Here is a 26,256-nt window from a genome sequence, read left to right as displayed (position 1 = left end):
CCGGTCCCGGCCGCCCCGCTGCGGGGTCAGTCCTTCCCGGACTCCGTGCCCTCGCTCTCCCGCGACGCGCCGTCCTCCGACACCGGCCGGGCCGACGGCAGGGGGCCCAGGGCCGTCATCGCGGGCACCGACTCCGCCCGGCGCGGCAGCCGGGGCCGTACGACCCGCAGCCACACCAGCAGCAGCAGCGCCACCGCCGCCACGAACGGCAGCACCGCGCCGATCACCACCAGCAGCCAGCGCAGCATCGCCACGAACGCGTCCCAGCCGCCCGAGAGGGCGTCCACGAAGCCGGGGTCGTCGTCCTTGGTGTCCCGGTCGACGGGCGTCTCGGTCAGGGTGAGGGTGATGGTCGCCAGCGTGGTCCGGTCCTCAAGGGAGGTCTGGCGGGCGAGCAGGGCCTCCAGATCGGTCTGACGTCTGCTCAGCTCGCCCTCCAGGGTGACCACATCGCTGAGTTTCTCGGCCTGGTCCATCAGCTCGCGGACCCGGTCCACGCTGGCCCGCTGGGACTTGATCCGGCTCTCGACGTCCACCACCTGGTCGGTGACGTCCTCGGCCTTGGTGGCGCGTTCGAGCAGCTTGCCGGAGCCGACACCCTCCAGCTCGCCCAGGACACCGTCGTAACGCTCGACGGGCACACGCAGGGTGACATCGGTGTACTCGGCGTCGTCCTCGTCGCGCGTGGTGTGCTCCTCGCCCACGTAACCGCCCGCCCCCTCGACGGCCGTACGCGCCTCCCGCAGCGCCTTGGGCACGTCCTTGACCTGCACGGTCAGGGACGCCGTCCGGATGATGTGGCTCGCGGGGAGGTCGTCCTGCTCGGTGGACACCTCGGCGGCCTCGTCCTCGGCGGCGCCCTCCTGCGCCCCGGCCGCCGCTTCGGCCACCGCCTTGTCGTCGCCCGCCGCGGCGTCGCTGGAGGAGGCGCCCGAGTCGCCGCCGCCGGTGCAGCCGGTGAGCGCCAGGGCCCCGGCGAGCAGCAGGCCCGCGAGCACCTGGACCGGGCGTCGGACGGGCGTCCGTACGGACGGATGCATGGGCGGATGTATGGGCGGTCGTACCGACGGTCGTACGGATCGATGTGCGCGCATCTGCGCCTACCCCCGAGGGTCTTGACGATTGTGGCGTTCCTACGTTCTGACGCTCCTTCGACGCCGGAGCCGGGCCGGACGTTGGACCTCACGGGTCCCGATGCGGTCACGGTCGGGACTCGGGGCGGGCACGGGGGAGTGGGGTACGGGGGAGTGGGCCCACTGTCAGTGGCGTCTGAGAAGGTGGACGCATGAGCGCTGCTGCTACGGACACCAGGCATGTCGTCGTCATCGGGGCCGGGATCGCCGGGCTCGCCGCCGCGCACCGGCTGCTGGGGCGCGGGGCCGCGGTGACCGTCCTGGAGGCGGCGGACAGAGTGGGCGGCAAGCTGCTGCCGGGGCGGATCGCCGGGGTCCGGGTCGACCTGGGCGCCGAGTCACTGCTCGCCCGGCGCCCCGAGGCGATCGGGCTTGCCCGCGAGGTGGGCCTCGCCGACCGGCTCCGGCCGCCCGCCACGGCCTCGGCGTCGCTGTGGACGCGCGGCGCGCTCCGCCCGATGCCCAAGGGGCATGTCATGGGCGTACCGGGGACGGCCGACGCGCTCACCGGGGTGCTCTCGGCGGACGGCGTCCGGCGGATCGCCGAGGACGCCGAGCTGCCGCGCACGGAGATCGGCGACGACGTGGCGGTGGGGGAGTTCGTGGCCGCCCGGGTCGGGCGCGAGGTCGTCGACCGGCTGGTGGAGCCGCTGCTGGGCGGGGTCTACGCCGGGGACGCGTACCGCATCTCGCTGCGCTCCGCCGTGCCCCAGCTGTTCGAGGCCGCCAGGACGCACACCTCGCTGACGGAGGCGGTCCGCGAGATCCAGGCCAGGGCGGCCCGCGCGGCGGCGGCCGGTCCGGTGTTCATGGGCATCGAGGGCGGCGTCGGCACCCTGCCGCTCGCGGTGGCGGACGCGGTACGCGCGCGGGGCGGCGAGATCGTCACCGGGGCCGCCGTGACCGCGCTGCGGCGCGAGGGCACCGGCTGGCGGATCGACGCCGGTGACCGGACCGCGCACGCCGACGCCGTGGTCGTCGCCCTGCCCGCGCCCGCCGCGGCCACCCTCCTGCGCGCCGAGGCCCCGGCCGCCGCGGCCGAGCTGACGGCCGTGGAGTACGCGTCGATGGCCCTGATCACCCTGGCCTACCGCCGCGCCGACGTCCGGCTCCCCGACGGCAGCGGCTTCCTGGTCCCGCCGGTCGACGGCCGCGGCATCAAGGCGTCGACGTTCGCCTCCCAGAAGTGGGGCTGGATCGCCGACGAGGACCCGGACACCCTCGTCCTGCGCACCTCGGTCGGGCGGTACGGCGAGACGGAGATCCTGGACCGCCCCGACGCCGACCTGGTGGCCGTCTCCCGGGACGACCTGCGCGAGGCGCTCGGGCTGGCCGCCGCGCCGGTCGAGACCCGGGTGACCCGCTGGGCGGACGGCCTGCCCCAGTACCCGGTGGGCCACCACGCGCGCGTGGCCCGCATCCGCGAGCACGTGGGCAAGCTCCCCGGGCTCGTGGTGTGCGGCGCGGTCTACGACGGGGTGGGCGTCCCGGCCTGCATCGCGAGCGCGTACGCCGCCGTCGACCGGCTCGACGGCGACCTCGCGGCCGTGCGGCAGCTCACCTCGGCCCCGGTGCGGAGCCTGCACGGCGGAGCGGGAGAATAGCCGCATGAGTGACGACGCCCCCACCACCGACCGGATTCCGAACAAGGGCAAGCTGGCGAAGGACCTCAACGAGGTCATCCGCTACACGCTGTGGTCCGTCTTCAAGCTGAAGGACGTGCTGCCCGAGAACCGCGCGGGGTACGCAGAAGAGGTCCAGGAGCTGTTCGACCAGCTCGCCGCCAAGGACGTCACCGTCCGGGGCACCTACGACGTCTCCGGCCTGCGCGCGGACGCCGACCTGATGATCTGGTGGCACGCCGAGACCAGCGACCAGCTCCAGGAGGCCTACAACCTCTTCCGCCGCACCCGGCTCGGCCGCGCGCTGGAGCCGGTGTGGTCGAACATGGCGCTGCACCGCCCCGCCGAGTTCAACCGCTCGCACATCCCGGCCTTCCTCGCCGACGAGACGCCCCGCGACTACATCAGCGTGTACCCGTTCGTGCGCTCCTACGAGTGGTACCTGCTGCCGGACGAGGACCGCCGCCGGATGCTCGCCGACCACGGCAAGATGGCCCGTGGCTACCCCGACGTGCGCGCCAACACGGTCGCCTCGTTCTCCCTCGGCGACTACGAGTGGGTCCTGGCCTTCGAGGCCGACGACCTCGCCCGCATCGTCGACCTCATGCGCCACCTGCGCGCCTCGGAGGCCCGCCGCCACGTCCGCGAGGAAGTCCCGTTCTACACGGGCCGCCGCAAGGACGTGGCGGATCTTGTCGCGGGCCTGGCGTAGCGCAGCTGGGGCGCGGGGCTGTAGCGACCTGCGGCCCCGCCGCGCGGGCGCGACCAGCCACAGCCGGCCCGCGGATTCACGACGACGCTAGGGCCCACGATCCGGCTCCGGCTCAGGGCGCGGCGCGCACGAAGCGTGCCGCGCCGGAATCCTTCCCTCCAGCAGATACGCGTCCACATACCCGTTCACACAGGCGTTGGGCCCACCCACCACCCCATGGGACCCGGCATCCCGCTCCGTCACCAGCACCGCCCCCGACAGCCGCCGCTGCAACGCCACCGCCCCCCGGTACGGCGCGGCGGCGTCCCGCTCGGCGGCCACGATCAGCGTCGGCGGCAGCTCACCGACCCCGGTCCGCACGTCGAGAGGCCGCTGACGCGGCACGGCCCAGTACGCGCACGGCAGATTCATCCACACGTTGTCCCACGTCTCGAACGGCGCCACCCGCGCGAGCCGCGTGTTGTCCCGGTCCCACACCGCGAAATCCGTCGGCCAGGGCGCGTCGTTGCACTCGACGGCCGTGTACACCGCACTGGCGTTCTCCGCCTCCTTCGCCGCCTCCTCGACCGGCGCCGCGATGTCGATCAGCGGCTGCGGATCACCCTTGAGGTACGCCGACAGCGCGTGCGCGCGATACGGCCAGTGGTCGTCGTAGTACCCGGCCTCCAGGAACGTCCCTTGCAGCTGTCCGGGCCCGACCTTCCCGCCCGCCGGTTCGGCGGCGAGCCGCGCCCGTACCGTCTCGTAGCTGCGCAGCACCGCGTCCGGCGTGGCGCCGAGGCCGTACACGTCGTCGTGGCGGGCGGCCCACGCCCGGAAGTCCGCCCAGCGGCCCTCGAACGCGGCGGACTGGGCGAGGTTGCTGTGGTACCAGATCCGCGCCGGGTCGGGATCGACGGCCGAGTCGAACACCATCCGCCGTACGTGCGAGGGGAACAGCTCGGCGTACAGCGCCCCGAAGTAGGTGCCGTACGACGACCCCATGAAGGTCAGTTTCGGCTCGCCCAGCGCGGCCCGCAGCACATCGAGGTCACGGGCGTTGTTGAGCGAGTGGTAGTGCCGCAGCTCCTCGCCCGACCGCTCGGCGCACCCGCGCGCGTACGCCTTCGCCTGGGCAATCCGCTCCTTCTTGTACGACGGTGAGGGGTGCGTCGGGGACTGGCTGGGGCCCTTGAAGAACCGTGCGGGGTCCTGGCAGGACAGCGGCGCCGAACCGCCGACGCCCCTCGGGTCGTAGCCGACCAGGTCGTACGCGGCGGCGAGGCGTTTCCACTCGGGGAGCATGCCGATGAGCGGGAAGTAGCGGCCGGAACCGCCGGGTCCGCCCGGGTTGTAGACCAGGGCGCCTTGTCGGGGGACCTTGCGTTTGCTGTTGCCGGGGTCGGTGTGGGTGGCGCTGACCCGGCTGACGGCGAGCTTGATCTGCTTGCCGCCGGGGTGCGCGTAGTCGACCGGGACCGAGACGGTGCCGCACTCCATGACGCCGGGCAGCTCCTCGCCGTCGGCGCAGGAGCCGAAGGCGATACCGGCCACGCGGGCGCGCTCGGCGGCGATCTGCGTGCCGCGCGCCTCGGCGGCGCCCACCAGCGCGGGGGCACCGCCCGCCGGGGTCGCGGTCAGGGCGGTCAGCAGCAAGGACCCGGCGGCCGTGTACAGGGCGGCGGCTCGCATAGGAGGTATCCCTTCGGTGCACGGGTGTGACAAAAGGGATGTTTGGTTCGGGGGTGGGGGAAGGCAAGCACCGGTGGCCGGTGTCGCGCGCCCAATATGGCGATAAGCACCCCTTTGCGGTGCCGTCGCTCCCTCACACGCGGGACGGCTCGAACTGCCGTAGGGCGGGACCGTACGGCCGCTTCTCTACAGGTCCCGCTCCCGGGGCCGCTCCCGGTGCGCGAACGCCGCCCGCAGATCCGGTTCGCCCACCGCGTGCACGCCCAGCACGGCCACCGACGTCAGGAACGCGCTGTCGTCGCCGGAGGTGGGCCCGGAGGCGGGGCCGGAGGCGGCGCTGTGGCCGGTGCGCCGGGCTAGGGTGCCGATCAGCCGCTGGCCCGCGGGCGAGGCCCAGGGCGAGCAGGGGTGGACCTCTATCCGGGCGAGGACCAGACAGCTCAGGGTGAGGGCCAGCGGCAGCGCGAACCACAGGGCGACCAGATGCCGCGGCAACTCCGTCGGGACCGGCACCAGCAGCGCGACGGCACCGAGGGCGAGGACGATCGCGGCCGCCGCGCGGACCTGCCGTACCCCGGACGCCACCGTCGGACCGGCGCCGTCCGGCACCGCGAGCCCCGCCCGCACCAGCCCGTCGGCGAGACCGCGCACCGGGTCGGCGGCGGCCGTCGCGCTCCGCACCGGCGCTATCGGCGACTGCCCCTGCGGCCCGATCGCCCCGATCACCGTGCGCTCCATCTCGTCGCGCCCGCGCGGATCGACGACCGTCGCCCAGCCGGTGTGGGCCAGCAGCAGCCTGCGCTGCCGGGCCATCGACACCAGGGTCAGCTCCGCGACCCGCGCGGGACCGCCGGACAGGAACGCCGCCTCGTACAGCGTCAGATCGCGCCCCCGCCCGGTGTCCGTGTCCACGGTGTCCACATCCGCCGCGCGTACGGCGGCCAGACACAGCCGGATGCACGCGACACCGGCGACGGCCCAGGCCAGGAGCAGGAGAAGTACCCACAACATGCCGCGTTTCTATGCGAAGGGGGCAGGAAACGCCATGCCTTGTTCATGATCCGGACGGAGCGTTGCGGGTATGTGACGTTCCGGTCGGGAGGGCGAGGTGAGGGGGGAAACGGGGGAGGCGGGAGGGGCTCAGGAGCCGCCGGAGTCAGACCCTGCCCCGGCGTCGCCGCGCGGCCGGCGTGGCGACCAGGCAGAGCACGATGCCGCTCCCGCCGGCCCGGCGGCCCGGCGGCCCAGCCGTCCACCGGCCCGTCCACCGGCCCGTCCTGCGTCAGCCGCGCAGCAGCCCCCACCCCCGCCGGGCCGCCCGCGTGAGCCGTGCGCCGGGCCGGGTGGGGCGTGGGGACGGGCCGGAACGGTCGAGCCACCACTCCCGCAACTCCCGGCGGGCGCGCGGGTCCTGCGGCTGTTCGGCGTTCAGGAGGTGGCGGACGAAGTCCAGGGCGTCCTGCCGGTACCCGCCCGCCATCGGACGGCGGTGGGCGTACGTCAGGAACGCCGGCCGGTAGCCGTCGCCGAGTATGTCCGCCACCTCGGGCGCCACCTTCGCCACCACGTCCGCCCGCTTCCCGGTGAGCGCCCGCGACTGCACCCGCAGCCGGGCCCGGTCGAACCCCTCGGGCGCGGGGGTGTCGGCGACGAGGGCCGAGAGCAGCGCGGTCTGGGCCAGGCCGAGCCGCTGCCGGGCGGGCGCGGCGAGGCCCTCGTCCGGCGCCCCGCCGCCACCCGCCCCCCACACCCCGCCCGGCCCGCTCCCACCGCACCCGGCACGCCCCTTGCGCCGTCCCTCCGCCACGGCCTCCCGGACGCGCCCCACCTCGCGCTCCAGCTCGCCCGGTCCGGGGAAGTTCTCGTCGCGCTCCAGGAGCACGCCCGGCGGGGCCACCCGGGAGGCGAGGTCGGTGAGGATGTCCAGGACCGGCTCCGGCACCGGGTGCGCGTGGCTGTCGTGCCAGACGCCGTCCCGCTCGAAGCCGCCCGCGACATGGACGTACGCGAGGGCCTCCAGGGGCAGTTCGGCGAGCGCCTCGGCCGGGTCGTCACCGCTGTTGACGTGGTTGGTGTGCAGATTGGCGACGTCGACGAGGAGCCGTACGCCGGTCCGGTCGGCGAGTTCGTACAGGAACTGTCCCTCGGTCAGTTCGTCGCCGGGCCAGGACAGCAGGGCGGCGATGTTCTCGACGGCGAGCGGTACGGGCAGCGCGTCCTGCGCGATGCGGATGTTGGCGCAGAGCACGTCGAGGGCGTCGCGGGTGCGCGGCACGGGCAGCAGATGACCGGCTTCGAGCCGTGGCGACGCGGTGAGCGTGCCGCCCGCCCGGACGAACGCGATGTGCTCCGTGACCAGCGGCGCCCCCAGTGCCTCCGCCCGCTCGGCGAGCGCCGCGAGCCGCCCGGCATCGGGCCGCTCGGCCCCGCCGAGCCCGAGCGACACGCCGTGCGGTACGACGGTCAGCCCGCGCTCGCGCAGCCGCACCAGCGCCTCCGGCAGATGCCCGGGGCAGACGTTCTCGGCGACGACCTCCACCCAGTCGATGCCCGGCATCCGCTCCACCGCGTCGGCGATCTCCGGCCGCCACCCGATCCCCGTCCCCAGCACGATCCCCGTCCCCGTCCCCGGCGCCTGTGCGGTCGATGCTGTCCGTGCTGTCCGTGCCGTCCCCCATGCCTGTGCTGTCCCCATGTCCCCTCCTCCTACGGCACCCACGGTCCCGGTGTGACGGGGGTATGGCCCCGGCCCGTCCCGCCGAACCCTGCCGGGCCGCCCTTCTGAGCAACATTTGAGGTTCGGCCGGGTGCGGGGGGCCCGACGGCGGCCCGGCCGGATCAGCTTCCCGCCGGATCAGCCGTCCCCCGGGCCGCCGTCTCGATCAGCCGCCGGATGTCCGCCAGATCGGCGTCGAACTCGGCGGTGAGGTCGAGCGGCAGCTCCAGCCAGGGGCCGAGCCTGCGGTGGCCGGGAAGCCCGCCCTCCGGCGACCGGCCGCGGCGGTGGCCGGGAGCGAACCGGCCCGACGCCTCGGAGGCCGCGAACCCGATCACGAACCTGACCGGCCTGTTCGACCGCATCCTCGCGGAGAGCACCGCCCCGCGCCCCGACGACCGTACGCGTCTGCTCGCGCTCCGGCCCCGGGTGGCCCGGTGGTGCGCCGAACTCGCCGCCGTCGGCATCGCGGACACCCTCGACCACGCCGATCTGTACGAGGGCCAGCTGTTCCGCCCGCATCCCGGCCGCTTCACCTTCTTCGAGTGGGGCGACGCCCTGGTCTCCCGCCCGTCAGGCGGTGCGGGCCCATGGCTCCGGCGTACTGCCCCGGCTGCGGGACGCCTACCTGGAACCCTGGACGGGCGACGGGCACACCGCCGCCGAACTCCGGCAGGCCCTCCGGCCAGCGGGCCGCCTCGCCGCCCTCGGCCGCGTTGGCGCCTGGGGCCGCCTCTTCTCCGGCGCCTACGCCTCCCCGACCGCGACCGGCCCGGCGGAGAGCGCCAGTTCCCTGCTCGCCATCCTCGACGAGCCGCCGGTCTAGGAGCGGCCCGCGCTCCGGCTAGCGTGCGCCCCCGCGCAGCGCCGGGTGGTCCGCCGCCACCGTGCAGGAACCCGGCGCGATCTCCGTGTAGCCCGCATCCCTGACGACCGGCAGGCCGCTCGTGGTCAGGGTCCGCCACTCGGCCGGGTCCGCCGTGCGGACGGAGAGCGGGAAACCGGCGTCGTGCCAGGCCGCGCGCTCCTCGTCGGGCAGTTCCCACCAGGCGAGCTGGGCGCCGTGACCGGCCTGGGCCATCGCCTTGCCCGCCGACATGTCGACGTCGGGGCTCAGCCACAGCACGGGTGCGCCGCGCTCCGGGGCCGCCGGGGGTTCCGGGTCGTCCAGATCGGTGCCGGAGACCTGGAGCCGGGCGAGATCCTTGGGCCAGCCGTCCAGCGGAACGGGCGGGAAGACCCGTACCTCCGCCGCCTTCCCGGCCACCGTGATGCCGGGCAGGGCCTCCGCGCGCCGCCACTCCGCGCCGCGCGCCCGCCGCACCACCTTGCGGATCCGGGCGTCCTGCCAGTCCCGCACGGCCCGCGCCCACTCCCCGTCGCCCAGCGAGCGCGGGTCGGTGAGCATCACCAGCACCGCGCGGGCCGCCGTCTCCAGCGCGTCCGTGCGGGGCGGCGGGGCGCCGCGCTCGATCCGCACGACCAGCGGCAGCACGAACTGCCGTGCCGTGTCACGCTCACCGGTCTCGGGCTGGAAAGGGCTGTCGTCGCTCACGGTCCGCAGGGTACTGGACGGGTCCCGGGGCATGTCAGGGCCCGGACGCCGGTCCGCGCGATCACCCCGAGCACGCCGTCCGCTGCGCCTCCTGCCACTCGCACACCGGGCACAGCGTGATGCCCTTGTACGTCTCCGGGTACTCCGTCGGCTCCCGGCACAGCACACACTCCGCGTACGGCGGTCCCGCGGCCGTCGGCGGCCCGGTCGCGTCGATGAGGCAGTGGTCGCGGTCCTCGTTCATGTGTCCAGCGTAGGCAGGGGCGGGCAGGGGCGGGCAGGGGCGGTACGGGCACGGCGGTCGTGCCGGTCAGGGCCGGCCCGCGCCGGACCCGATCAGCTCCGACACCTTCACGAACCGGAAGCCCCGCTCGCGCAGTTCCGGCACGATCGCCCGGATCGCCTCCTCGGTCACCGGCGCCGCGCTGCGCGTGCAGTGCATCACCACCACCGACCCGGGCCGTACGCCGTCCAGCACCTGCCGGGCCACCGCGTCCGCGTCCGTCGCGAACGCGTCGCCGCTCACCACGTCCCACTGCACCGCCGTCACCCCGGCGGCGCTGAGCGCGCGCAGCGCCCGCTGGTCGTAGCAGCCGCCCGGGAAGCGGAAGTACGGCATCGCGTCCGGCACCCCCGCCGCGCGGAACGCGGTGTACGCCCGCTGAACATCGGCCCTCATCCGCTCGGCGGGCACGGTCGGCAGGCCGTAGCAGTCGTCGGTGAAGGCGTAGTGGCTGTACGAGTGGTTCGCGACCTCGAAGAGCGGGTCCCGGCCGATGGCACGCGCCTGCGCCGGGTACTCCTCCGCCCAGCGGCCGGTCATGAACACCGTCGAGGGGACCTTGAGCTTGCGCAGGGTCGCGATCAGTTCCGGGTTGTCGAACCGCTCGCCCGCCGCCGCCCGCTCCCCCTGATCCGCGGTCATGTCCGCGTCGAAGGTGAGGGCCACGGTCTTGTCCCGGGTCCGGACGCCGTTGCTGAAGACGGGGGCCAGTGCGGAGGGGCCGGGGGCGAGCGTGGGGGGACGGGAGGCGGGGGCGGAGGACGCCGGGTGCGCCTTCGCGGTGCGCGCGGGGTCGCCACCGCAGGCGGTGAGGGGGACGAGGGCGGCGGCGAGGGCGCAGGCCGCGGTGAGACGTCGTACGCGTCGAACGGGGAGGATCACCGGACGAACGTAACTGTGCAAATACGACTAAATGTGTATTGCGGGGGTGTGGGGGTGGGGGTGCGGTCCGATCGGACCAACGGCCCCTCGGGGGCGGGGCCGCCCTCACGCCCTTCCGGTGGGTCGTGCTCATGCCTCCAGTGGCTTGTGCGGTTGCTCCGGCTGCTGCTGGGACCTCTCCAGGAAGCGCAGCAGCTCCACCGGGAAGGGCAGCACCAGCGTGGAGTTCTTCTCCGCGGCGACCGCGACGATCGTCTGGAGCAGCCGGAGCTGGAGCGCGGACGGCGTGGCCTCCATCTGCTTCGCGGCCTCGGCGAGCTTCTTGGACGCCTGGAGTTCGGCGTCGGCGTTGATGACCCGGGCGCGGCGCTCACGGTCGGCCTCGGCCTGGCGGGCCATGGACCGCTTCATGGTCTCCGGCAGCGACACATCCTTGATCTCGACCCGGTCGATCTGCACACCCCAGCCGACCGCCGGGCTGTCGATCATCAGTTCAAGCCCCTGATTGAGCTTCTCGCGGTCGGAGAGCATGTCGTCCAGCTCGCTCTTGCCGATGATCGAGCGCAGCGAGGTCTGCGCCATCTGCGAGACCGCGAACCGGTAGTCCTCGACCTTGATGAGCGCGCTCGCCGGGTCGACCACCCGGAAGTACACGACCGCGTCCACGCGCACCGTGACGTTGTCCCGGGTGATGCCTTCCTGGGCCGGCACCGGCATGGTGACGATCTGCATGTTGACCCGGGTCAGGTGGTCCACGAAGGGCACGATCATCGTCAGCCCCGGGGGCCGGACATTGCCCCGGAGCCGGCCCAGCCGCAGGATCACACCGCGTTCGTACTGCTTGACGACCCGGGCCGCCGCGGCGAGATACACCAGACCCACCCCACCGACCGTCGCGATGGTCACCAGGAGCGCTTCGAGCATGTCGACCTCCTCGCACAGAGGCCCGTAGGTGCTGGTCCCTTATTCGGCATTCGTATGTCATTTAACGATATGCCCGAAAGGTGAATTCGTATGCCGGTGTCCGGCCGGGAGGCCGGGAGGCCCCCTGACCGGACACCGGGACTGTCAGCGCGGGGTCACCGGGCCGTCACCGCCGCCGTAACCTTCACCGGATCCGTGCCCACCGCGCTGTGCCGCTCCGCCCAGCTCTCCAGGGCCGTACGGCACGCGTGGTCCAGGTGGTGCAGGCCGGAGAGGTCCAGCTCGACCGGACGGTCCTTGGGAAGCGACTCCAGGCTGTCGAGTATTTTCGGCAGCCGCAGGAAGGTCGCGTTGCCCGACAGATAGGCCCGGACCGGTCCGGCGCCCTTGTCGATGACGTCCATCCTGAGGTGCGAAGCCTCCCAGGCGGCCTTGGCGACGGACAGGGCGAGCCCGATCAGGACGCCCTCGAACATGTTCACGGCGACGATCGCCACGGCGGTGACCACCAGGATCAGCGCCTCGCCCCGGTGCTCCCGCCACAGCGGGCCGAACTGCCGGAACGGGATCAGCTTCCAGCCCGCGTAAACCAGGATGCCCGCCAGCGCCGGTATCGGGATCAGGGCCAGCGCCTGGGGCAGCAGCGCCGCGAACAGCAGCAGCCATACGCCGTGCAGCACCCGGGACGCCTTGGTGCGGGCGCCCGCCTGCACATTGGCCGAGCTGCGCACGATGACGGCCGTCATGGGCAGCGCGCCCAGCGCCCCGCACACGGCGTTACCCGCGCCCTGGGCCATCAGCTCCTTGTCGTACTGGGTGCGCGGCCCGTCGTGCAGCCGGTCCACCGCCGCCGCGCTGAACAGGCTCTCGGCGGAGGCGATCAGGGTGAAGGCGAGGACCGTGCCCAGCACGGCCGGGGTGGCCAGCGCGCCCAGCGCGTCCGGGCCGGGCGGCTGGATCGCGTCCAGCAGGCCCCGGACCTCGACCGTGGCCACGGGCAGGTCGAACGCCAGTGTGACCAGGGTCGCCAGTGCGACGGCCACGAGCGCCCCCGGCACGGCTCTGGCCCGCGCGGGCAGCCGTGGCCACAGCGCCAGTACGGCCATGGTGCCCGCGCCGATCGCGAGCGAGGTCAGGGCGGTGCCGCTGCCCAGCGCCTCGACGGCCGCGCCCGGCAGCCCGGTGAGCTTGTCCAGGCCGGACACGGGGGCGGCCAGGCCCGCCGCCGTGTAGAGCTGCCCGGCGATGATCACCAGGCCGATGCCGGCCAGCATGCCTTCCACGACGGAGACGGAGATGGCCCGGAACCAGCGCCCCAGGCGCAGGGCGCCCATCAGGAGCTGGAGCGCGCCCGCCACGAGCACGATCGCGCCGAGCACGGGCAGCCCGAACTCCTGGACGGCCTCGAAGACCAGCACGGTCAGGCCCGCCGCCGGGCCCGACACCTGGAGACTGCTGCCCCGCATCATGCCGGTGACGATGCCGCCCACGATGCCGGTGACCAGGCCGAGTTCGGCCGGCACACCGGAGGCGACGGCCACGCCGACGCACAGCGGCAGCGCGACCAGGAACACGACCAGCGAGGCCGCGAAGTCCTGCTTGAGAAAGGGGTACCTGGGAGGAACCTGGGTCGGGTGAGGGTGGTGGTTCATGGCAGGACTCACAGAGCTTCGAAGCGATCGGTGTCGGCGCGGTGCGCGCGGACACCACCGGTGTGCACCTCGTAGTACCAGCCGTGCAGGGTCAGCCGGCCGGCGGCCAGACCGCGCTCCACACAGGGGTACGAGCGCAGCCGCAGCAGCTGGGCCAGCACATGGTGCTGCACGGCGCCCTCGACCGTGGGATCGGCCGGGTCGTCGGACGGTGGCTCGTCGGCGGCGTGGCCCAGCCAGTCGCGCACGGCGGGCACGGCGTCGAGGTCGTCGCCGCGCACCAGCGCGCCGACCGCGCCGCAATGGGAGTGGCCGCACACCACGAGGTCGCGGACGCCGAGCACCTCCACCGCGTACTCGATGGTGGCCGCCTCGCCCGTGGGCTGCTGCGAGGCGTAGGGCGGGACGATGTTGCCCGCGGTGCGCAGCTCGAAGAGCTGGCCGGGGCGGGCGCCCGTGATCAGGGCCGGGACGACCCGGGAGTCGGAGCAGGTGATGAAGAGCACCTGGGGGGACTGGCCGGCGGCCAGCTGGGCGAACTCCTCAGGGCGCTGTCCGAACGTGCGGGCGTTGTCGATGAGGGGCTGCATGTGTCGTGTTTCCTCCTGGCGCGCTGTGGGGTGCGCGTCGGCGGGCTTGCGGGACGGTGAGAGGGGGGCCGCCCGCCCGCCGTCGCGACGCGGGAGAGCGGGTTCGTCCCTCTCGGCGGCCGAGCGTGGGGGAGACCCCGCTCGGCGGCTGAGCACCGGGGTGGCGGCCGTTGTCCGGCCACCGGGCTGCTCGGCTGCTCGACTGTTCGGCTAGTCGGCTATTCGATGCCCCGAGACGTGCGGCCGGCCCGGTGGTCTTGATGCGTACGACGGTCTCGACGGACCGTCGGGTCCGGCGGTGGACGCCGGTGCGGTGCGGATGCCCCGGGGGTGGAGCGTGACGTCGATGTCACGCGCGGCGCCCCGGGAGCACGGGGATACCGGCCAAGCCTTGGCCGTGGGTTGACGGATCGTATGCACGGTCGCGAAGAGCGCCGCGAACACGGCGAGCGGGAGCCCCCGGGGCGCGACGGCGTACGGCGGCTGCGCCGCGCGTACCGTCGTACCTCGCATCTTGTGCTCCTCACACGTCTCATACACATACCAACAGTTGGTCAACAGCTGGTCAAGAAACACGTTAACCCTGCAATGTTGTTTGCAGGGTTAACTCGACGTTTCGCGGGGGAGAGAGCCTCAAAAATGCGGGTCCGATGGCGTGAACCCGCCCATGATCCCGGCGTGTCGGGCGGGTCAGCCGGCCTCGGTGAGCCGCTGCGCGTCGCGGGCCAGCGCGGTCAGCCGGGAGATCGCGCGGAAATACTTCTTGCGGTAGCCACCGGCCAGCATGTCCGCGCTGAACAGCTGATCGAACGGAATTCCCGCCGCCAGCACGGGCACCTCGCGGTCGTACAACCGGTCCGCGAGCACGACGAGACGCAGTGCGGTCGACTGGTCGGGCACCGGCCCGACATCCGTCAGGCACACCGCTTTCAGGCCGTCGGTCAGCGCGCCGTACCGGCTCGGGTGCACCTGGGCCAGATGCTCCAGCAACCGGGGGAAAACGTCGAGCGAGGCGCCGGGCGTGGCATACGCCGTCCGGGTGACCACCTCGTCGGGGAAGGGCGCCGGTGCCTGCGGCAGACCGCGGTGGCGATAGTCGTCGCCGTCGATGCGCACGGCGTGGAAGTGGGCGGACAGCCCCTGGATCTCACGCAGGAAGTCCGCCGCGGCGAACCGGCCCTCACCGAGCTTGCCCGGCAGCGTGTTGGAGGTGGCGGCGAGCGCCACGCCCGCGTCGACCAGCTTGCCCAGCAGTGTGGAGACCAGCACGGTGTCGCCCGGGTCGTCCAGCTCGAACTCGTCGATGCACAGCAGCCGGTGGCCGGAGAGCGTGCTCACGGTCTGCTGGAAGCCCAGCGCGCCGACGAGGTTGGTCAGCTCCACGAAGGTGCCGAACGCCTTGCGGGCGGGCTCCGCCGGGGTGGCGTGCCACAGGGAGGCCAGCAGATGGGTCTTGCCGACGCCGTAGCCGCCGTCCAGATAGACACCGCGCGGGCCGGCCGGCCGGCTGGGGGCCTTCGCCCGGCCGAAGCCCAGGAAGCCGCGCCTGCCACCGCCGCGCGCGGGCGCCCCGTCGAGCCCCGCCGCGAAGCCCTCCAGCACCCGGACGGCCTCGGTCTGGCTGGGCTGTCCCGGATCCGGCAGATACGTGCTGAAGCGCACCGAGTCGAACCGGGGCGGCGGCACCATCTCGGCGACCAGCCGGTCCGCCGGGACACGCGGCTCGCGGGCGCACAGGGAGAGCGGGGCCGCGCCGGATATCGGACCGGAGGCGGGGCCGGGGGCGGCGGCGGGGGAGGAGGACACGGTTCACCATGGTAGGCGGCGTGGAACACTGCACGACATGCGACGCCTGTTCCCTGTGACCGATGAGACAACGACTGCCACGGGGGGTGGTGGGAGTGGCGGTGGGGGTGGGGGTGCGACGGGGGGCGAGTGGAGTCTCGACGCGCTCGCCGACGCGTACGCCTATCCGTCGGCGGCCGGGGAGTCCGGGGGTGGCCGGGATTCCGGGGGCGCCAGGGGTGCCGCCGGTACCGGGGGTGCCGGAGCGGGGTCCGGAGCGTGGCTGCGGGCCAACATGGTGTCCACTCTCGACGGGGCCGCTCAGCACGACGGGCGGTCGCAGCCGATCTCCTGTGCGGCGGACATGCGGCTCTTCGGCGTCCTGCGGGCGCTGGCCGATGTCGTGGTCGTTGGCGCAGAAACGGTACGCCAGGAGCAGTACCGGCCGGCCCGCGCCCGAAGTGAGTTCGCCGCGCGACGGGCGGCGGCCGGGCAGGCGCAAGCTCCCGCGATCGCGGTGATCTCAGCCGGTCTCGACCTGGACTTCTCGCTGCCCCTGTTCACCGAGCCGCTGGTGCCCACGCTGGTGCTCACCGGGTCCACGGCCCCGCCCGAACGGGTCGCGGCGGCGGAACGGGCCGGGGTCCGGGTGGTGGTCGCCGGGGACGGCCCCCGGGTGGAGCCCGCCCAGGTCGCGGCGGCCCTGGCCGGTCAGGGCCACCGTCGGCTGCTCACCGAGGGCGGACCGCGGCTGCTGGGGCAGTTCGTGGCCGCCGGGGTGCTGGACGAGCTGTGTCTGACCCTCGCGCCGATGCTCACCGCGGGGGACGCGCAGCGGATCGCGGGCGGGCCCCGGGTGATCGTGCCCGAGCGTTTCGAACTAGTGTCTTTGCTGGAAGAGGCCGGGTTTTTGTTCGGGCGCTACCGTCGGCCGTAAATCAGCGGAATCTATCGTTCCGTTTAGCTTTCGGTGGGCACACTAGACACGCAGTGCCCGTGCGATCACGGGGCAGGATGGTTTCAGCAGGGCCTGGAACGGCCCACGCAGGACGGAGGGCCCGAGGGCCCTCGAAGAGAAGGGGCGTCTGGTGTTCACAAGCGTTTTGATGATCGAGAAGGCCCTGACGTCCGCCGACGTGGAGTTCGTCACGACCTTGCACGGGGATGAGTCGGTCGCCTTCCACGTGCTGCTCCAGCCGCGGGGGGATCAGGCGGACCGCTTGCTGCGGGCCATCGACGATCTCGCCCTCGGTGAACTCGACGAGGCGGCGCGCGAGCGGGAGACCCCGGAGGGGGATGCCGCCCGGGGTGAGGGGCGGCAGGCGCTGGACGTGTCCTTGCAGGCGTTGCGCTCCGCGGGGAGCCGGGCGGAGGGGCGGCTGATCGAGGATCATCCGCTGGACTCGCTGAGGGGGTTGGTGGAGGAGGCCGGCGCGGATGAGGTGATCGTGCTGACGGATCCCCACTACGTGGAGGAGTTCTTTCACCGGGACTGGGCGTCTCGTGCGCGGCACAAGGTGGGGGTGCCGGTGTTGAAGTTGTTCTCGCACAGCAAGGTGTAGTCGGGGGGCGCGGTCGGGGGTGGGGGGCTGGTGTCGCCGGGCGGGTGCGGGTTCGTGGGGGCTGGTCGCGCCCCGCGGCGGAGCCGCAGATCGATGCAGCCCCGCGCCCCTTGGCGGCGATGGTGTTGGCGTTGGATGTCAGGCGGCCCGTGCCGCCCTTCGGCGGCGTTGGTGTCGGGGTCGGGTGTCAGGGTGGCAATAGGCTGAGGGCGGTTTCGGATCTCGGTACGGCAATAGGAGAGCGCGCATGGCATCCGGTATTCCTCCCGCCATGGAACGGCCCCACTTCATCGGGATCGGGGGGGCCGGGATGTCGGGGATCGCGAAGATCCTGGCCCAGCGGGGGGCCCGGGTCGCCGGGAGCGATGCCAAGGAGTCGGCCACCGCCGGGGCGTTGCGCGGGCTCGGGGCCACGGTGCACATCGGGCACGCGGCCGGGCATCTCGCGGACGACGCCAGCAGTGTCGTCGTGTCGTCGGCGATCCGGGACGACAACCCGGAGCTGGTGCGCGCCGCCGAACTGGGCGTGCCCGTGGTGCACCGGTCCGACGCGCTGGCCGCGCTGATGGACGGGCTGCGGCCGATCGCCGTCGCCGGTACCCACGGCAAGACCACCACCACGTCGATGCTGGCGGTCTCCCTGACCGAACTGGGACTGCACCCGTCGTACGCCATCGGCGGCGACCTGGACGCGCCCGGCTCCAACGCCCTGCACGGCCCCGGCGAGATCTTCGTGGCCGAGGCGGATGAAAGCGACCGCAGCTTCCACAAGTACGCGCCCGAGGTCGCCGTCGTCCTCAATGTGGAGCTGGACCACCACGCGAACTACGCCTCGATGGAGGAGATCCACGAGTCCTTCGTGACCTTCGTGGACCGGATCACCGAGGGCGGCACGCTGGTGATCGCCGCCGACCAGGAGGGCGCCCGGGAACTGACCCGGCGGGTCGCCGGGCGGGGCGTGCGGGTGGTGACGTACGGGGAGTCCGCCGAGGCCGGGGTGCGGATCACCTCGATCGTGCCGCAGGGCCTGAAGAGCGAGGTCACCGTCCTGCTCGACGGGACCGAGCTGACCTTCGCCGTGTCCGTGCCCGGCCGGCACTACGCGCACAACGCCGTCGCCGCGCTCGCCGCGGGTGTGGCCCTCGGGGTGCCCGCCGCCGAGCTGGCGTCCGCGCTGGGCGCGTACACGGGCGTCAAGCGGCGGCTCCAGCTCAAGGGCGAGGTCCAGGGCGTCCAGGTGATCGACTCCTACGCGCATCACCCCACCGAGATGACGGCCGATCTGGAGGCCATGCGGTCGGCGGCCGGGGGCGGCCGGATCCTGGTCCTCTTCCAGCCGCATCTGTTCTCCCGCACCCAGGAGCTGGGCAAGGAGATGGGCGCGGCCCTCGCGCTCGCCGACGCCTCCGTCGTGCTGGACATCTATCCGGCCCGCGAGGACCCCGTCCCCGGCGTCACCAGCGAGCTGATCATCGAGGCGGCCCGCGCGGCGGGCGCCGATGTGACCGCCGTCCACGACCAGGGCGAGGCCCCGGCCGCGATCGCGGGAATGGCGAAGCCGGGTGATCTCGTTCTCACCATGGGCGCGGGAGATGTCACCGACCTGGGCCCGCACATCCTGGACCGCCTGTCGAACTAAGGGGCTGAAGGCCATGTCGTACGACGTCGAGAAGCCGGACGAGCAGTGGCGCGCGGAGCTGAGCCCGGCGGAGTACGCCGTACTGCGCCAGGCCGGCACCGAGCCCGCGTTCGTGGGGGAGTACACCGACACCAAGACCACGGGTGTCTACTCCTGCCGCGCCTGTGGCGCCGAACTGTTCACCTCGGACACCAAGTTCGAGTCGCACTGCGGCTGGCCGAGTTTCTTCGATCCGAAGGACACCGACGCCGTGGAGCTGATCGAGGACCGCTCGCACGGGATGGTGCGCACGGAGGTGCGGTGCGCGCGCTGCGGCTCGCACCTCGGGCATGTGTTCGAGGGGGAGGGGTATCCGACCCCGACCGATCAGCGGTACTGCATCAACAGCATCTCGCTGCGGCTGGCGCCGACGGAGGCGTGAGCCGGGCGGGTCCCCCCCCGGGCCCGAACCGACCCGGGGGGACCCGCTGATGTCTCAGAGCACCTTGCGCTGGACGAGTGCCGACAGAACCAGTGCGCCCGGGATCAGCGGGATCCAGACCGTCATCACGCGGTAGCCGATGACCGTGGCGGTGGCGAGGCCGACGGGGGCGCCGAAGGCGCTCATCGTGAAGACCATCGCCGCGTCGACCGGGCCGATGCCGCCCGGGGCGGGCACCGCGCCCACCGCCGTGCTGGCGATCAGCAGCGCGAAGATCACCTGCGCCCAGGACAGCGGCAGGCCCAGCGCGTAGCCGACCGCGGCGATCACACTGCCCTGGAGGAGTGGGGTGGCGGCGGCGCCGAGCCACAGCGGCAGATAGCGGCCGGGGCGGGTGTGCAGCACGCGCGCGTCGGTCAGCGCCGTGCGCAGCAGACCGGTCACCGGGCGGCGCAGCGCCGGTACGACGGTCATGACCACGCCCGTGGCCGTGAGGGCCGCGGCGGCGCCGCCCGCCATCAGCAGCAGGGTCCAGGAATCGGGCATCAGGTCCCCGAAGCGCAGCATGCCGGGGAAGGCCACCAGGAACACCAGCAGTACGACGGTCTTCGCCACCGGCTTGACCACCGAGTACAGGGCGAGAGACGCGGTGCCGCGGGCCAGCGGGATGCCCTGGCCCTGGAGGAAGCGCAGGGTCACGGCGTGGGCGCCGATACTGGCGGGCAGGACGTGGTTCGCGGCGCCCGCGGCGACCTGCGAGGCCAGCAGCAGCCCCGGCGGCAGCCGCTCGGGGATCGCGCCCTGCCGGACACAGGCGGCGGCCACCCAGCCCAGGCAGGTGAAGACGCCCGCGACCAGCAGCCAACCGGGGTCGGCGGAGGCGAGGCGGGCGACACCGTCGTACAGGGAACGCCAGTCGAGCACGGCCCAGGCGGCGATCAGCAGCAACGGCAGCAGGCTGACGGCCAGCCGGACGGCTCGCGCGTGGGCGGGCGCGGCCGGGGGAGCGGGGTCCGGGGCGGGACCGGGCAGGCCGTCGAGCGGCGTGAGCGTCACGGCGTACGTCGTCCTTTCGCATCGCGTCCGGTGGTGAGGGGTGCGGACGGATGCCGTTCGCATCGCCCGGTGATGAGGGTGCGGACGGATGCAAGGCGAGCGGGGAGGGGACGGGGCGGCACCCGGCTGGGGAAACCGGGTGAGGAACCTAGGGAAAGGTCCCCGCTCGGTGTGACGGACGGGTGTCCAGGAGCCGACGAAGTGCGGGCGGACGGGCGACGCCGCCTCCGGCACCGCACCGGGCGGCTGCCCGGCGCCGGCTTCGGGCCACCACGGAGGTCATCCCCGTCCCCACCCCGTGCCACACCCATCCACCCCCCGGACCGCCCGACGGTGGGACAAAACCCGCAGGCCGAAGCCACGCGGTGTGGCGGATGCCACGTGGCTCCGGCCCTCGCGCCCTTCCCGTTCGCCCCGGACCGACGCCCCATCGACCCGCCGCGGCCCGCCCGCCGGGCCACCCGGAGGCTCGGCCGCGCCGCCGCCCGCCCGCTCGGCCGCGCCGCCGCCCGCCCGCTCGGCCGCGCCGCCCGATCGGACGCGCCGTCTGCGTGCTCGGACGCGCGCCGGCTGCTTGCCCGGTGGGCCACCTGCCGGCTTGGGCGGGTCACCTTCCGGCCAGGATGCGGCGCCTGTTGGCTGGTGGGGGCCGTCTGCTCGCTGGGGTGGGTCACTCTGCGGCTCGGACGTGCCGTCCGTCGGCGCGGGCGTGCTGCCTGGTGGCTGAGTCGGGTTTCCTGCTTGCTTGAACGCGGCGCCTGTTGGCTTGTGTGGGCCACCTGCTCGCTGGGGTGGGGTCACCACCCTCCGGCTCGGCGACGTGCGGTCCGCTGGCGCGGGCGCGCTGCCCGCCAGCTCAGCCAGGCCCCCTGCTCGCCAGCGGGCAGCGCCGCCCGCCGGATGGCGCGGGTCGCCCGCTCGCTCGGCCGGGTCACCCTGCGGCTTGGAGATGGCGCCCGCCGGCTCGGATACGCCACCTGCCCACCCAGACCGGCCACCTGCTCGCGCCGCCCGCTCGTTCGGCCGGGTCGCCCGCTCGCTCGGCCGGACTCTCGCATGCTCAAGCGGGCCGCCCGCCCGCTCGGTGGCACGGGGCATCACCGTGCCGCCTCCCGCCCGCTCGGCGGCACGCGGCATCACCGTGCCGTAAGGGCACACGGTGTCACCGCGCCCCAGAAGCACGGGCGTCACGGCCGTACGGGCGTGGGGCATGAGGGCGTCACGGCACCACGGCGGGGTCGCTTCGGTGGGGGTGTGGGTGGGGTGGTCGGGTGGCGGGGTGCAGGGGGAGGTGGATGGTGAAGGTCGTGTGGGGCGGGGTGCTGGTCAGGGTGATCGTGCCGCCGTGGGCGTGGATCAGGGACGCTGCCACCGCCAGGCCCAGGCCGCTGCCGCCGCGGTCGCGGGTGCGGGCCTTGTCCACGCGGTAGAAGCGGTCGAAGACCCGCTCCTGGTCGGCGGGCGGGATGCCGGGCCCGGCGTCGGTCACCCGCACCTGCACCTCGTCGCCCGTCAGCGTCGCCGACACCGACACCTGCGTGCCGGGCGGGGTGTGGACCGCCGCGTTGGCCAGCAGATTGTCCAGGACCTGGCGCAGTCGCTGGGCGTCCACCGGCAGGCGGAGGGGGGCCGGGGCGGTCGTCACGGTGAGCGGGTGGTCCGGGCGGGTCGCCTCGAACGCGTCCGCCGCCTGCCGCACCAGCTCCCTCAGATCCGTCTCCGCCAGCCGCAACGGCGCCTCCACCTCCGCCGCGTCCAGCCGCGCCAGCAGCAGCAGATCGTCCAGCAGAACACCCATCCGGGCCGCCTCCGCGCGCAGCCGGGACAGATGCCGGTCGCGCTCCGCCGGCTCGTTCGCCGCCGCGTACTGGAAGAGGTCCGCATAGCCCCGTACCGACATCAGCGGGGTGCGCAGCTCGTGCGAGGCGTCCGCGACGAACCGGCGCAGCCGCTGCTCGGCCTCCGCGCGCACCGCGAGCGAGTCGTCGATGTGCTCCAGCATCGTGTTGAACGCCGTGCGCAGCTCCTCCACCTCCGGCCCGCCGCCCCGCCGGTCCGCGCGCAGCGGCAGCCGGGCCGCCGACTCGGTCAGATCGTGCGAGGCGATGCCGTGCGCGGTGTGCGCCATGTCGCTGAGCGGCTTCAGCCCGCGCCGCAGCGTGCGCCGCCCGAAGACGACCAGCGCCAGCAGCGCCAGCGCGAACGCGATCACCTGGACCGTGATCAGCTGGGTGACGGTGTTCTCGATGTCCGTCGTCGGCGCCGCCGTCACCAGCACCACCCCGGGCTCCACCTCACAGGCCCGCAGTTGGTAGGTGCCCTCCCCGTCGACGTACCGGGTCGCGGACACATCGCTGACCCGCGTCTCGGCCAGCTGCGCGGCCAGCGCGGCGAACGCGCTGCTGTCGGCCGGCAGCGCGGCCGGGGACCGTACCCGCGGCTCACCGCCGGAGACGTCGTACACCGCCTGGTACCAGCCGATGTACGTCTCCCGCTTGAGGGTGCCGTGCTCGATGGCGTCCTTCGCCTGGACCACCTGCGCCGAGCGCATCTGCTCGGCGAGCTGCGCCTCCAGATAGTCCCGCATGTACGTGGTCATCGCGGTGCCGACGATCGCGAACACCAGCAGCGACAGCACCCCCAGGCCCAGCGCCAGCCGGGTGCCCAGACGCAGCCTGCCGTACGTGTGCCGCAGCCGGGCCGCCGCCCGCCTCACCCGGCGGCCTGTCTGATGACGTACCCGAAGCCGCGCACGGTGTGGATCAGCGGGTCACCCGTGTCGTCCAGCTTGCGGCGCAGTCTGCTGACCACCAGCTCCACCACGTTCGAGCGGCCCCCGAAGCCGTACTCCCACACATGGTCGAGGATCTGCGCCTTGGTGAGGACGGTCGGGGAGCGGCGCATCAGATAGCGCAGCACCTCGTACTCGGTCGGGGTGAGGGTGAGCACCCGCTCGGCGCGGCGCACCTCCCGGGTGTCCTCGTCCATCGTCAGATCCCCCACCCGCAGCACCGAGCGCTGGAAACCGGGCCCCGCGCTGCGCCGCAGCACGGTCCGCAGCCGGGCCATCAGCTCCTCCACCGCGAACGGCTTGACCAGATAGTCGTCCCCGCCCCGGGTCAGCCCCGCCACCCGGTCCGCGACCCCGTCCCGGGCGGTGAGGAACACCACCGGCACCATCGTCCCGGAGCGCCGCAGCCGGTCCAGCACCCCGAAGCCGTCCACGTCCGGCAGCATCAGATCGAGCACCACGATGTCCGGCCGGAACTCCCCGGCGAGCCGTAGCGCGTCCTCACCGGAGTTCGCCGTCACCGCGTCCCAGCCCTCGTAGCGGGCGACGGTCGCCACGAGGTCGGCGATGGGCGGGTCGTCATCCACGACCAGCACTCGAACTTTGTCCACCCGCCCATACTGCGGCACCTGGACGCCCGCGCCAGACCCCCGTCATGATCAGGTGGCGATCGATAAAGACTTGAAAGTCGTCCGACAGGGGTTCGACAGCTTCCGGCCGTCAAGCTCGGTGGTACCGAGACCCGATCGAGGAGTTGCCGTCCGTGACGACCGTAGAATCGCGTCCCACCCCCACCACGGGCATACGGCCGAAAGCAGTGGCCCGCACCGGCCTCTACGCCGCCCTCGCCGCCAACGCGGCGATCGTGACGTACTTCTTCGTCCAGGCCGGATTCGCCTCCAACGCACTGATCGTGCTGGGCCGTCTGGCCGGTCTGTACGCCGGACTGCTGATGGCCTTCCAACTGCTGCTCGTGGCCCGGCTGCCCTGGCTGGACCGCCGCATCGGCATGGACCGGCTCACCTCCTGGCACCGCTGGACCGGCTTCACCCTGCTGTGGCTGCTGCTCGGCCACGCCGTCTTCATCGTCCTCGGGTACGCCGAGCCCACCGGCATGGACCCGGTCAACCAGCTCGTCGACCTCGCCGAGACCGTCGAGGGCGTGCTCCGCGCGATCGTCGCCCTGGCCCTGATCCTGCTGGTCGGCGCGGTCTCCGCCCGCTTCGCCCGGCGCCGGCTCGCCTACGAGACCTGGCACTTCATCCACCTCTACACCTACCTCGCGGTGGTGCTGGCCTTCACCCACCAGGTCGCGGCCGGTACGACCTTCGTCTCCTCGTCCCTCGCCACCGGGTACTGGTACCTGCTGTGGGGCGGCGCGCTCGGCGCGGTGGTCACCGGCCGGGTGGTGCTGCCCCTGTGGCGCAACTGGCGGCACCGGCTGGTCGTCACCGCCGTCGTCCCCGAGTCCGCCGACGTCGTCTCCGTCTATATGACCGGCCGTGACCTGGACCGGCTGCCCGCCCGCGCCGGGCAGTTCTTCCTGTGGCGGTTCCTCACCCGGGACCGCTGGTGGCAGGCCAACCCCTTCTCCCTGTCGGCCGCGCCCGACGGCCGCACGCTCCGGCTCACCGCCAAGGCCGCCGGGGCCGGCAGCGCCGCGCTGCGCCAGCTCAAGCCCGGCACCCGCGTCTTCGCCGAGGGCCCCTACGGCGCCTTCACCACCCTGCACCGCACCCGCCCGGACGCCGTGCTGATCGCCGGCGGCGTCGGCGTCACCCCCATCCGCGCCCTCCTGGAGGAACTGCACGGCCACGCCGTCGTCCTCTACCGCGTCGGCAGCGACCGGGACGCCGTCCTCTACGACGAGCTGCGCGGCCTCGCCCTGGACCGCGGCGCCCGACTGCACCTGGTCACCGGCCCGATCGCGCCGGACCCGCTGGCCCCCGGCGCGCTGTTCCGGCTGGTGCCGGACATCGCCGGACGGGATGTGTACGTCTGCGGGCCGCCCGGGATGACCACCGCCGTCCTCGGCCACCTGCGGGAACTGGGCGTGCCGAAGCAGCAGATCCATTTCGAGCGGTTCAGCCTGGCGGGCTGACTGCCTCTGACTGTCCGACCGACAGGTGTGACGACAAGGAAGCGATCGTGAAGCGAGTACTGCCCGTTCTGGCCCTGACCGTCGCGGGTCTGATCCCGCTGTGGCGCTACGCGCCCTCCCACGACAGCGGCACGACCGTCCAGGCGGCCCCCGCCCCCGCGCCCTCCACGACCGGCGGCTCCACGGGCGGCTCGACCGGAGACGGCGGCGGGGGCGGCGGCACGAGCGTGATCGCCGGGCCCGTCATCGACACCGATCAGGGCCCCGTGCAGGTGGAGGTGACCTTCGACGGGGACCGGATCACCTCCGTACGGATGCTTCAGCAGCCGAACCATCCGCAGAGCGCCTACGCCACTCCGCAGTTGATCGAGGAGACCCTCCAGGCGCAGAGCGCGGACATCGACACGGTGTCCGGCGCGACGAGCACCAGCGACGGGTACAAGGAGTCCCTCCAGGCCGCGCTCGACGCGCAGGGCGTCTGACGTGCACCGGGTCGAGCAGGTGATGGGGTTCCCCGTCTCGCTGCGGATCGACGACGCCCGGGTGCCGGACGGGCTCGGGGACGCCGTGTTCGGCGGGCTGCGGGAGGTCGACGAACGGTTCAGCCCGTTCCGGGCGGACAGCGAGGTGTGCCGGCTCGATCGGGGGGAGATCGGGCCGGACGACATCAGCGCGGACCTGGCGGAGGTGCTGCTCCTCGCCGAGCGGTACCGGGTGGCGACCGGGGGCGCGTTCGATGTGCGGCTGCCGGGGCGGGGGCTCGATCCCTGTGCGGTGGTGAAGGGGTGGTCCGTGCAGCGTGCGGCGGAGTTGCTGCGGGGGGCCGGGGTGCGGCGGTTCTGCCTCAACGCCGGGGGCGATGTGGTCGCGAGTGGGGGGTCGTGGAGGGTGGGGGTGCGGCATCCCGAGTTCGCGGATCAGGTGTGTGTGGTGCTGGAGATCGGGGACGGGGCGGTGGCGACGTCGGCGCGGTACGAGCGGGGGGATCACATCCTCGACGGGCGTACGGGGCGGGCGGCGACGGGGTTGCTGAGTCTGACGGTCGTCGCTCCCACGCTGACGGAGGCGGACGTGACCGCGACGGCCGCGTTCGCGCTCGGCGCGCAGGGGGTGGGGTGGGCTGCCGCCCGGGAGGGGTGTGAGGTGTTCGCCGTGGATGGG

General features: G+C 73.4%; 26 protein-coding genes. 10 read left to right on the top strand and 16 right to left on the bottom strand.

All coding sequences use genetic code 11. The features are described from left to right. Window positions 1–26 precede the first annotated feature (26 nt). The gene (locus tag ACFRFC_RS19365) at window positions 27–1,040 is read right to left on the bottom strand and encodes a DUF4349 domain-containing protein (RefSeq protein WP_382690311.1); all 1,014 of its coding nucleotides are present in this window, start codon (window positions 1,038–1,040) and stop codon (window positions 27–29) included. A 245-nt stretch (window positions 1,041–1,285) separates the two neighbouring features. Here ACFRFC_RS19365 and hemG point away from each other — a divergent pair, with 245 nt between their 5' ends. Beyond that, the gene (hemG, locus tag ACFRFC_RS19360; RefSeq protein WP_382690313.1) at window positions 1,286–2,737 is read left to right on the top strand and encodes a protoporphyrinogen oxidase; all 1,452 of its coding nucleotides are present in this window, start codon (window positions 1,286–1,288) and stop codon (window positions 2,735–2,737) included. Window positions 2,738–2,741: 4 nt separating this feature from the next. Next, a complete protein-coding gene (gene hemQ, locus ACFRFC_RS19355; RefSeq protein WP_382690315.1) occupies window positions 2,742–3,467 on the top strand; it encodes a hydrogen peroxide-dependent heme synthase in 726 nt (241 codons plus the stop codon). 87 nt (window positions 3,468–3,554) lie between these two features. Here the strand turns inward: hemQ and ACFRFC_RS19350 are convergent, their stop codons facing one another. The 4 genes from ACFRFC_RS19350 to ACFRFC_RS19335 form a co-directional block, all read right to left on the bottom strand. After that, on the bottom strand, window positions 3,555–5,138 hold the full coding sequence (locus tag ACFRFC_RS19350; RefSeq protein ID WP_382690317.1) for an alpha/beta hydrolase: 1,584 nt from the start codon (window positions 5,136–5,138) through the stop codon (window positions 3,555–3,557). A gap of 186 nt (window positions 5,139–5,324) precedes the next feature. Next, window positions 5,325–6,149, bottom strand: a complete 825-nt coding sequence (locus ACFRFC_RS19345; RefSeq protein ID WP_382690319.1) for a TIGR04222 domain-containing membrane protein — start codon at window positions 6,147–6,149, stop codon at window positions 5,325–5,327. Window positions 6,150–6,420: 271 nt separating this feature from the next. Further along, window positions 6,421–7,695, bottom strand: coding sequence for a DUF692 domain-containing protein (locus ACFRFC_RS19340; protein WP_382690375.1), 1,275 nt, complete (start codon window positions 7,693–7,695; stop codon window positions 6,421–6,423). A 281-nt stretch (window positions 7,696–7,976) separates the two neighbouring features. After that, window positions 7,977–8,219 (bottom strand): hypothetical protein, encoded by a 243-nt coding sequence (locus ACFRFC_RS19335; protein WP_382690321.1) that lies wholly within the window; start codon window positions 8,217–8,219, stop codon window positions 7,977–7,979. 215 nt (window positions 8,220–8,434) lie between these two features. On the opposite strand from ACFRFC_RS19335, the gene ACFRFC_RS19330 reads away from it, so the two are divergent. Then, window positions 8,435–8,680 carry a hypothetical protein gene (locus ACFRFC_RS19330; RefSeq protein ID WP_382690323.1) on the top strand — a complete coding sequence of 82 codons (246 nt, stop codon included), beginning with the start codon at window positions 8,435–8,437 and terminating at the stop codon, window positions 8,678–8,680. An 18-nt stretch (window positions 8,681–8,698) separates the two neighbouring features. On the opposite strand, the gene ACFRFC_RS19325 is transcribed toward ACFRFC_RS19330, so the two are convergent. From ACFRFC_RS19325 to zapE, 8 genes are all read right to left on the bottom strand, one after another. Next, entirely contained in the window at window positions 8,699–9,442 is a 744-nt protein-coding gene (locus tag ACFRFC_RS19325; RefSeq protein ID WP_382690325.1) for a peptidyl-tRNA hydrolase, read from the bottom strand. A gap of 28 nt (window positions 9,443–9,470) precedes the next feature. Next, complete coding sequence (locus ACFRFC_RS19320; protein ID WP_382690327.1) at window positions 9,471–9,653, bottom strand: hypothetical protein; 183 nt, start codon at window positions 9,651–9,653, stop codon at window positions 9,471–9,473. 66 nt (window positions 9,654–9,719) lie between these two features. Further along, the gene (locus tag ACFRFC_RS19315; protein WP_382690329.1) at window positions 9,720–10,574 is read right to left on the bottom strand and encodes a polysaccharide deacetylase family protein; all 855 of its coding nucleotides are present in this window, start codon (window positions 10,572–10,574) and stop codon (window positions 9,720–9,722) included. Window positions 10,575–10,703: 129 nt separating this feature from the next. After that, window positions 10,704–11,498, bottom strand: a complete 795-nt coding sequence (locus tag ACFRFC_RS19310) for a slipin family protein (RefSeq protein WP_382690331.1) — start codon at window positions 11,496–11,498, stop codon at window positions 10,704–10,706. Window positions 11,499–11,653: 155 nt separating this feature from the next. Next, the gene (locus ACFRFC_RS19305) at window positions 11,654–13,150 is read right to left on the bottom strand and encodes a SulP family inorganic anion transporter (RefSeq protein WP_382690333.1); all 1,497 of its coding nucleotides are present in this window, start codon (window positions 13,148–13,150) and stop codon (window positions 11,654–11,656) included. 8 nt (window positions 13,151–13,158) lie between these two features. After that, window positions 13,159–13,740 (bottom strand): carbonic anhydrase, encoded by a 582-nt coding sequence (locus tag ACFRFC_RS19300; RefSeq protein WP_382690335.1) that lies wholly within the window; start codon window positions 13,738–13,740, stop codon window positions 13,159–13,161. 210 nt (window positions 13,741–13,950) lie between these two features. Then, complete coding sequence (locus tag ACFRFC_RS19295) at window positions 13,951–14,253, bottom strand: hypothetical protein (protein WP_383112632.1); 303 nt, start codon at window positions 14,251–14,253, stop codon at window positions 13,951–13,953. A gap of 177 nt (window positions 14,254–14,430) precedes the next feature. Beyond that, window positions 14,431–15,546, bottom strand: a complete 1,116-nt coding sequence (gene zapE, locus ACFRFC_RS19290; RefSeq protein ID WP_382690338.1) for a cell division protein ZapE — start codon at window positions 15,544–15,546, stop codon at window positions 14,431–14,433. A gap of 37 nt (window positions 15,547–15,583) precedes the next feature. Here zapE and ACFRFC_RS19285 point away from each other — a divergent pair, with 37 nt between their 5' ends. The 4 genes from ACFRFC_RS19285 (at window position 15,584) to msrB (ending at window position 19,147) form a co-directional block, all read left to right on the top strand. Then, window positions 15,584–16,462 carry a pyrimidine reductase family protein gene (locus ACFRFC_RS19285; RefSeq protein WP_382690340.1) on the top strand — a complete coding sequence of 293 codons (879 nt, stop codon included), beginning with the start codon at window positions 15,584–15,586 and terminating at the stop codon, window positions 16,460–16,462. A gap of 151 nt (window positions 16,463–16,613) precedes the next feature. Beyond that, complete coding sequence (locus tag ACFRFC_RS19280; protein ID WP_382690341.1) at window positions 16,614–17,087, top strand: indole-3-glycerol phosphate synthase; 474 nt, start codon at window positions 16,614–16,616, stop codon at window positions 17,085–17,087. Between the two features lie 247 nt (window positions 17,088–17,334). Next, on the top strand, window positions 17,335–18,726 hold the full coding sequence (gene murC / locus ACFRFC_RS19275; RefSeq protein WP_382690343.1) for a UDP-N-acetylmuramate--L-alanine ligase: 1,392 nt from the start codon (window positions 17,335–17,337) through the stop codon (window positions 18,724–18,726). Between the two features lie 13 nt (window positions 18,727–18,739). Next, entirely contained in the window at window positions 18,740–19,147 is a 408-nt protein-coding gene (gene msrB / locus ACFRFC_RS19270; RefSeq protein ID WP_382690345.1) for a peptide-methionine (R)-S-oxide reductase MsrB, read from the top strand. A gap of 54 nt (window positions 19,148–19,201) precedes the next feature. Here msrB and ACFRFC_RS19265 read toward each other — a convergent pair whose 3' ends face one another. The 3 genes from ACFRFC_RS19265 to ACFRFC_RS19255 all read right to left on the bottom strand — a co-directional run bounded on the left by ACFRFC_RS19265 (window position 19,202) and on the right by ACFRFC_RS19255 (window position 23,605). Next, window positions 19,202–20,203 carry a YbhN family protein gene (locus ACFRFC_RS19265; protein WP_382690347.1) on the bottom strand — a complete coding sequence of 334 codons (1,002 nt, stop codon included), beginning with the start codon at window positions 20,201–20,203 and terminating at the stop codon, window positions 19,202–19,204. A gap of 1,219 nt (window positions 20,204–21,422) precedes the next feature. Next, window positions 21,423–22,919 (bottom strand): sensor histidine kinase, encoded by a 1,497-nt coding sequence (locus ACFRFC_RS19260; protein WP_382690349.1) that lies wholly within the window; start codon window positions 22,917–22,919, stop codon window positions 21,423–21,425. Then, window positions 22,916–23,605, bottom strand: a complete 690-nt coding sequence (locus tag ACFRFC_RS19255; protein ID WP_382690351.1) for a response regulator transcription factor — start codon at window positions 23,603–23,605, stop codon at window positions 22,916–22,918. Before ACFRFC_RS19255 ends, ACFRFC_RS19260 begins: the two co-directional genes overlap by 4 nt. Before the next feature lie 152 nt (window positions 23,606–23,757). Here ACFRFC_RS19255 and ACFRFC_RS19250 point away from each other — a divergent pair, with 152 nt between their 5' ends. The 3 genes from ACFRFC_RS19250 to ACFRFC_RS19240 all read left to right on the top strand — a co-directional run. Continuing rightward, window positions 23,758–25,095, top strand: coding sequence for a ferric reductase-like transmembrane domain-containing protein (locus tag ACFRFC_RS19250; RefSeq protein WP_382690353.1), 1,338 nt, complete (start codon window positions 23,758–23,760; stop codon window positions 25,093–25,095). 47 nt (window positions 25,096–25,142) lie between these two features. Beyond that, window positions 25,143–25,577, top strand: a complete 435-nt coding sequence (locus ACFRFC_RS19245) for an FMN-binding protein (protein WP_382690355.1) — start codon at window positions 25,143–25,145, stop codon at window positions 25,575–25,577. A 1-nt stretch (window position 25,578) separates the two neighbouring features. Next, window positions 25,579–26,256 (top strand): FAD:protein FMN transferase (locus tag ACFRFC_RS19240; protein ID WP_383112631.1); only part of this gene is annotated, 678 nt, incomplete at its 3' end.

It is taken from the genome of Streptomyces sp. NPDC056734 (assembly GCF_042790455.1).
Lineage (GTDB): Bacteria > Actinomycetota > Actinomycetes > Streptomycetales > Streptomycetaceae > Streptomyces.
The sequence above is the reverse complement of the archived record's forward strand: the minus strand, read 5'-3'. Positions and strand labels throughout refer to the sequence as shown.